Source organism: Streptomyces sp. NPDC050528, from assembly GCF_044457795.1.
GTDB lineage: Bacteria > Actinomycetota > Actinomycetes > Streptomycetales > Streptomycetaceae > Streptomyces.
The window spans coordinates 892,312-899,364 of sequence record NZ_JBITHH010000002.1 but is presented as its reverse complement, the minus strand read 5'-3'; the positions used below and the strand labels follow the sequence as shown (position 1 = coordinate 899,364).

The following is a 7,053-nucleotide window of genomic DNA, read 5'->3' as shown; positions in this document are numbered from 1 at the left end:
GAGCCCCACCGTGCTCGGCGCTGCGCGCCTCCGCGCGCTGGGGCTCTCGACACCGGCGCGCCCCTACGGCTCCCTCTCGGCCGTCCGCGTGGGGACAGTGGGACTTGGTGGGCCCTTGCCGTTGGCGAGGGCCCACGCCGTTTGTTCAGCTGGCCAGTGTTGCTTTGTGGACGGCTTGGACCAGGCCCTCGTTCTCCGGGGCCGCGCCGCCCGGGAAGGCGAAGCGGCGCCTGGTGTAGCCGTAGGCCAGGCCGCTGCGGGGGTCGGCGAAGGCCTGGCAGCCGGCCGCGCCGCTGTGGCCGATGGTGCCGGCGCCGAGGAACGGGTACCAGGCGTCCGCGGTCGCCTGGAAACCGATGCCGTACGACCGGTGCGTGCCGGTCACCACGTCGTAGCCGACGGAGTGCAGCTGGCCGAACTCGGCCGCCGTGTCCGGCTTCAACAGCGGGGCCCTGTCGTCGACTTCACTGATCGCCGCCGCGTACAGCCCGGCGAGCCCGCGCGCCGACGCCACTCCGCCGACCGACGCCGGACCCTTCGCCCGGATCACCCGCTCGTTCGGCAGTGACTCCAGGACGGTCGGCTGCGCCGCGTGCTCGTTGAAGGCGATCGCGCCGAGACTGTGCGGGCTGGGTGGTTGCGCTGCGCGGGCGGCCTCTTGCTCGGGGGTCAGCAACTGGGGCTGGACGGTGCGGAATCGGGGCTCGTGTGCCGCCGGCAGGCCGAGGAAGAAGTCCAGCCCGTACGGTGCGCGCACTCTCTCCTCGTGCACCTCCTGGAGCGAACGGCCCGTGGCCCGCCGTACGATCTCGCCGGTCAACGCGCCGATCACCAGGGCGTGATAGCCGAAGGCCGTGCCCGGGCGCCAGAACGGGCGCTGGTCGGCGAGGCGTTCGGCCACCGCCCGGTCGTCGGCCAGTTCGTCGAGCGTGAACCCGGTGTCCGTGCCGACCAGCCCCGCCCGGTGCGCGAGCAGCTCGCGCAGCGTCAGCACGCCCTTGCCCTCGGAGGCGAACTCCGGCCAGTAGTACGTCACTTTGCGGTCCAGCTCCAGCGTGCCGTCCTGCACGAGCAGCGCCACCACGAGGTGCGCGGCGCCCTTCGTGGACGAGAACACGCCATAGAGGGAGTCGCCGTCGGTACCAGGCGGTCCCGCCCACAGGTCGACGACCCGCCGACCGTGTACGTATGCACACAACTGGCCCTCATAATCGGCGCGTTCCGTCGCCACGAAGGCTGCGAACTCCTCCCGCACCGTCTCGAAACCGTCGGCTACGGTGCCGTGGATCTCCTGGGTCATCTGCTCTCCTCCACTGATCCGCTGCTCGCGTGTGCCATCGCTCGTGTGCCGTCGATCGTGTGTGCCATGGTGAACAACGCCCGCCCGACCTGCGGGAGTTCCCCCTTGGGATGATCCCGGAAGAGCGGCTCCGTACCGAACAGGACGGCGTGTCGGCCGCTGATCACCGAGGGGCGCCCCGCCGCGTCCGCGGGGCCACCGGAGCCGTCGGCCGCCCTCGTCCGCCAGTGCCCGGCGAGGAGTGGATTTCCGGTCGCGTACGACTGCTCGACGTGGATTTCGGGGCCGAGTTCGGTGAACCACACCGGTGCGTAGACGAAGGCGTGGGGCGGGGCGCCTGTTGTGATCGGGCCCGAATTCACCACCCGTACGACGCCGTTGGCCTCCTCGGTGCCAGAGACGGGCGTTGCCGTCAGCAGTCCGGTCGTGGCGGCGAGCGCGGCGCCGGTGATGCCCCGGCCCACGAGTCCGTGGCCGGAGGAGAGGAAGGTGCGGAGGGCCGTGCGGGCGGTCGGGGTCAGGTCGCCGTACTCCAACTCCGTTGACACGAACAGCACGTCGGCCTTCGACCAGTCGAATCCCGCGTTCAGGATGTCCGTTGACACGGGCGTGACGTCGAAGTTCATCTCCCGCAGTGCGAACAACTCGCCTGCCGTGACGGCGGCTGCGACGCGGACGGGGCGGAGTGCCGTGACACCGGGGAGGGTTGTGGCCTCGAATGTCACGTCGTAGGCCGTCGCGGCCTCGGTCACCTTCGCCCGGGCCGAATCCGTTACCGGCTCTGGCAGCACCGCGCCGCCGTCCGCCGTCCGTCGTACCGGAATCCCCTGTCGTAGAAGGGAGTTGAGGGCCGCGAACTCTGCCGGGTCGGTGAGGGGCAGGCGGAGGTCGCCGTGCGGGGCGACGTGGGCGACGGGGGAGGGGGCGGCGATGGTCGTGAGGGGTGTGGTGGGGAGGGCGGGGACGGGCTCGGCCTTGGCGCCCCACAGGCGGCCCAGGCTCCAGGCCGAGATGTCGTACATCGCCGTCACCTTGTCGCTGATGTCACGGCCGTCGGCCAACAGGGCGTTCGCCAGGCCGCGTTTGGGCTGGTGCATGTCGACGACGTACGGGCCGGTCGCCGCGCGTAGCACGCGGATGTCGTTGGCGAGGAGGTGGGCGACCAGGCGGGCGCCCGCGGTGTCGGGCGCGATGGTGTAGGCGCGGGGGAAGGCGGTCGTGTAGACGTCCTCGGGGCCGATGCCCGGGACCCCGGGGGCCGTCAGTGTGGACACGGGTACTTGTTCGGCGCCCTCGGCTCCGCGCCGGAACAGTTCGATCTGGTCGGCGATGAGTGAACTGCGGTGGGAGCGGGCGAAGTTGAGGGTGGCGCGCATGGCCGCGCCCGCGACGGCCACGTTGATCGCGGTGCGCCGGTGCAACTCGGCTGTGGGGAGGGTGTCGTAGGCCGAGTTGTTGACCTGGAGGGGGAGCTCGATCGTGTGAGCGGCTACCGCGCCCTGGAAGGCGGCGTACTGCGGGGTGAAGACCGGGGGCCAGTCGTCCCAGCCCTCCGTCTGGTCGCGGAAGGGGATTTGGGCGGGGGAGACTCCGTCTGCGGCCGGTGTGTGGCCGAGGGCGTTGACGGCGGTCTCCATGCCCAGGGCGTTGGCGTAGGTGTTCTTGAGGAAGAGGTCGTACTCGTAGTTCTCGCCGTGCGGGGGAGTGGTCGGCTCGATGAGGGTGCCGTTGACGTAACCGTGCAGGTCGAGCAGGACGGCGGGCTGTTTGTCGATCGTGAGCGCGCGGATCGTTCGGGACTCCGGCTGTGACGCGGTGATCAAGTCCCGGTTCAGATCGAAGCCGTTGGCGTTCGCGCGGGTGCCGGCGATACGGCCGTCGGGGTTCGCGGTGATGTTGAAGTAGAGGCGGCTGTGCGCCAACAGGTCTTTTGTGTTGGTGTCGTTGGCGGTGGCCAGCTGCTGGATGAGGTCGAGGGAGGCGTCCGTGCCCTCGCGTTCGTCGCCGTGGATGTTGTTGTCGAAGAGGACCGGGGTCTTGTAACCGGCCTTGATCTCCGGGGACTTGGCGGCGGTGGCGGGCGCGTTCTCGATGAGCTCGCGCATCCGTTCCTGGGCGGTGGCCTGGGTGGTGGTCTCCGGGGCGGTGACCGTGACGAGGTAGAGCCGGTGGCCGCCGGCCGAGACACCCGCGACCTCGACACTCACCCGATCGCCCAGCTGTTGGAGGGAGTTCAGGCGCGGGGCCAGGGCGTGGTACGGGGTCAGGCCGAGCTTCAGTGACTTGTCGCCGGGGTTCGTCGGGTCGGGGGAGAGGAGGTGGCGGCGGGGGTAGCCGAGGCGGGGGTCGGTGCGCGGGACGGCGGCGGTGAGGGCGCGGCGGGCGGCGGTGGCGGGGGCCAGGCCGGCGCGGCGGTCGGGGCCGGAGCCCTCGCGAATGGTGGGGTCGGGCGCGGAACCCCGGCGGGGGACGGGGCGGGGCGTGGCATCGGCCGGGCGGGGCTGGAGCAGGAGCGAACCGGCGGCGGTGGTCAGGGCGACGGCAGTGAGCAGAACGGGTCTCGGGGGGACGGCTCGGGCAATGGTGCGCACGCGTACCTCCTCTTTGGTTCCAGAGATCGGTACGGCGAGCCGCACCTGTTCGACTCAACGGTGAACAGGAAGTTGTTGGTGTCGTCGATGCCCCGGATGGCGCATTCGGGGGGCCGGGGAAGGGGCATGCTGAGCACAGGTACCGAGCAGCGGGTGCGCACGGCGAGGAGTTCCCATGGCAACGATTCCTTCGCTCCCCAGCAGGGACGAGGTGCTGCGCATGGCCCGCAGCACCACCGACATCACCGGCCAACTCCTGGACACGGCCGGGAACATCACCAGGATCGCGATCAACACCCTTGATCCACGGGACGGTTCGGGCGCGGAGGCGCTACGGGTGCTGCGCGAGACCACCGCCGAACTGGCCGAGGCGAGCGCGTCGCCGCAGGCCCAGGAGGCGTTCTACCGCATCGTCGACACCCTGACCCGCCTCGGCACGACCGGAGCGCCCCTTGCCGTGCACCCGGTGAGCGCACCGGCGCAGGCGCTGCTGACGGTGATCGGCGACAGCCTGCTGCCGATCCTGGACGCGGTGGAACCGGCGGTCGAAGAGTTCGCCGCGGCACTGGGTGACCTGGTCGAGGCGGCCTCCCCGCTGTTGCCCGCGGCGGCGGGCGTGGCCGCCGGGGTGCTGCTCGCCTTCACTCCGCTGATCCGTGCGCTGGCCGACACCCTGGCCGACTCGTCCCCCGAACTCCGGCGCGTGGCCGAGGCGTTGACGGCGGCGCTGGCTCCGCTGCTGCCGTTCCAGGTGGCCCTCGCACAGCGGGCGGCGACCGCGGGCGTGAACGTGGTCCGGGCCGCCCTGCCCCCACTCGCCGACCTCACGGAAGCGGCGGCGGCGACCACGAAGGTGGCGGGCCCGGTCCTGGTCGCGGGCGAGGAACTCCTCGTCTCCGCCCTGGAACGCCTCCAGCCGGCCCTTCTCTCGGCGACCTCCCGCGCGGGACGGGTGGCCCGGGCGACGGCGGTACGGGTGACGGCGGCGGTGGCGCCGGCGGCGGATCGGGGGGTTGTGGTGGCGGTGTCGAACGCGGGTGCGTAGCGGTGTCGACCGTGCGTGAGGCGCACCGTAAAGTTCGCCCCATGCATGATCTTGGGGCGGGGTTCGGCTATCTCCTGAAGGGCCAGCGCTGGATGGCGCGGCACGGCAGGCAGTACGGTTTCGGGCTGATCCCCGGCCTGATCACGCTGGTGCTGTACATCGCGGCGCTGGTCGCGCTGGCGCTGTGGGGCCAGGACTTCGTCAGCTGGGCGACGCCCTTCGCGGACGACTGGTCGAGCCCGTGGCAGGGGCTGTTCCGGGGCTTCCTCACGGCGGTGCTGTTCGTACTGGCCCTGCTGCTCTCGGTGTTGACCTTCACGGCCGTCACACTGCTCATAGGCCAGCCCTTCTACGAGACGATCTCCGAGAAGGTCGACGAGGACATCTCCCCGGACGGCACAGCCCCGGAATCAGGCCTTCCGCTCTGGCGCGAACTCTGGATCTCCGCCCGCGACAGCCTCCGCGTCCTGGTCCGCGCGCTGCTGTGGGGCGTCCTCCTCTTCGCCCTGGGCTTCGTCCCGTTCATCGGCCAGACGGCCATCCCCGTCATCGGCTTCTTCGTCACGGGCTTCTTCCTCACCGAGGAGCTGACGGCGGTCGCCCTCCAACGCCGGGGCATCGACCTCCGCGCCCGCCTCACCCTCCTCCGCTCCCGCAAGACCCTCATCTGGGGCTTCGGCACCCCCCTCGGCCTCTCCTTCCTGGTCCCGTTCGTCGCGGTGTTCCTGATGCCGGGGGCGGTGGCGGGGGCGACGATGATGGCGCGGGAGCTGTTGGGGGAGGAGACCGAGGGGGACGACACGGAGGACGAGGGCGAGTCGTCTTCTACGACCCTATGAACCGGCTTCCGCGTCCATAGCTACCGTCACCATCGCCCTGACCTGCGCGATGATGTCCACCCGGTTCCGCACGAACTCCGGATCGGTGATCGTCCCCGTCGCCGGGTCCGTGTTCCCCGCCCCGAACTGCAGCACCGGCGTGTGGATGTGCCCACCCGGCAGCGAGTCGTGCAGCCCGAGCCGGTCCCGCAGCAGCGTGGCGCGGTAGGCGATCTCGTTGGAGAGGTAGTTCCCGCCGCCTCCGGAACGGGCCGTGGACCCCGCGGTGGGCCCGTCCGGCCGTACGACGGGAACCGTGCCGCCCGCCGGGATCTCCGTCACCTCGGTGTGGTCGTACACGGGGAACCGTCCGGTGTCGGCGGCCACAATCGCCTTGTACGGCAGGGTCGTTGACGTCCACTGCGGCTGTGACCCCGGATCGGCGACGGGCACGGTCTCCGTCTTCGACACGTTGTCGTTGTCCGGATACCCGCCCCGCCAGGCCCCGTTGGTCCGCTCGACGTCGAAACGGCCCACGCGCCCTTGGCTCACGGTGGTGAACAGATCGACCTTCGGCAGATACGGCCGCAACGCCCGCTCCACGGTCCCGTCCGCGAAGTCGGCCCACCGCACCGGGAACATGGCCGTCTCGATCCGCGCCGGCCCGTCCGCCGTCTGGATCACCGTGCCGTCCAGGGCGAGCGCGGTGGCCCCGGACGGATTGGAGATCCGTATGTCCGCGTCGAGCGTGAACGGGTCGAACCCGGTCACGAGTATCCGCTTGATCCCCTTCTCATGCGGATAACCGATACTGCTCTGCCCTCGCGAGGCCACCTCCAACTGGCCGAGCAGGGCAGTCCGTTGCCCCTCAGTCATCCGGAACTCGGGCTCCCACTCCCGCACTTCCCGAGTCATCCCCAACCGCGCCCAGTACAACGGCCGATCGTCGTCCCGACTCAGATCCCCACCGGCGGGCCCCCGCCCCTGAGCCCGGTCAACGGCCCGCTGCCACAGAGCGGTTCCCTCGCGTACGACGATGCGGCGGGCCTGCGCGTAGCTGTGCGCGGCTTCGAGGGCGCGGGTGAACTCCGGGGCCACGGTGTCGAATCCGGAGTGCTCAAGGATCTCCTGCGGGACTTCCTTGTCGAGCCGCTGCTCCTCGACGGTCGGGGACAGGGTGGTGTCGGCCGCCGCCGCCCCGGTACCGGGGGCGGAGAAACCGGCCAGCAGGGCCAGTCCGAGGATGCTGGTCCGAACTCGTATGACGTTCAAGGTGGTTGAGGCCTTCCGTTCGCAGTG

The 7,053-nt window shown here is 70.8% G+C and carries 5 protein-coding genes; 2 read left to right on the top strand and 3 right to left on the bottom strand.

Annotated elements, in window-relative coordinates; translation table 11 throughout:
- Nucleotides 1-145: 145 nt before the first annotated feature.
- Together ACIBK4_RS11390 and ACIBK4_RS11385 are read right to left on the bottom strand one after the other, a co-directional pair.
- Nucleotides 146-1,300 carry a serine hydrolase domain-containing protein gene (locus ACIBK4_RS11390; protein WP_398994355.1) on the bottom strand — a complete coding sequence of 385 codons (1,155 nt, stop codon included), beginning with the start codon at nucleotides 1,298-1,300 and terminating at the stop codon, nucleotides 146-148.
- The gene (locus ACIBK4_RS11385) at nucleotides 1,297-3,891 is read right to left on the bottom strand and encodes a M14 family zinc carboxypeptidase (RefSeq protein ID WP_398994353.1); all 2,595 of its coding nucleotides are present in this window, start codon (nucleotides 3,889-3,891) and stop codon (nucleotides 1,297-1,299) included. Before ACIBK4_RS11385 ends, ACIBK4_RS11390 begins: the two co-directional genes overlap by 4 nt.
- Before the next feature lie 175 nt (nucleotides 3,892-4,066).
- Here ACIBK4_RS11385 and ACIBK4_RS11380 point away from each other — a divergent pair, with 175 nt between their 5' ends.
- Together ACIBK4_RS11380 and ACIBK4_RS11375 are read left to right on the top strand one after the other, a co-directional pair.
- Nucleotides 4,067-4,936, top strand: coding sequence for a hypothetical protein (locus ACIBK4_RS11380; RefSeq protein ID WP_398994351.1), 870 nt, complete (start codon nucleotides 4,067-4,069; stop codon nucleotides 4,934-4,936).
- A 41-nt stretch (nucleotides 4,937-4,977) separates the two neighbouring features.
- The gene (locus ACIBK4_RS11375) at nucleotides 4,978-5,775 is read left to right on the top strand and encodes an EI24 domain-containing protein (RefSeq protein ID WP_398994349.1); all 798 of its coding nucleotides are present in this window, start codon (nucleotides 4,978-4,980) and stop codon (nucleotides 5,773-5,775) included.
- On the opposite strand, the gene ACIBK4_RS11370 is transcribed toward ACIBK4_RS11375, so the two are convergent.
- Nucleotides 5,770-7,026, bottom strand: a complete 1,257-nt coding sequence (locus tag ACIBK4_RS11370) for a pyroglutamyl peptidase (RefSeq protein WP_398994347.1) — start codon at nucleotides 7,024-7,026, stop codon at nucleotides 5,770-5,772. The genes ACIBK4_RS11375 and ACIBK4_RS11370 overlap by 6 nt on opposite strands.
- Nucleotides 7,027-7,053: the final 27 nt, after the last annotated feature.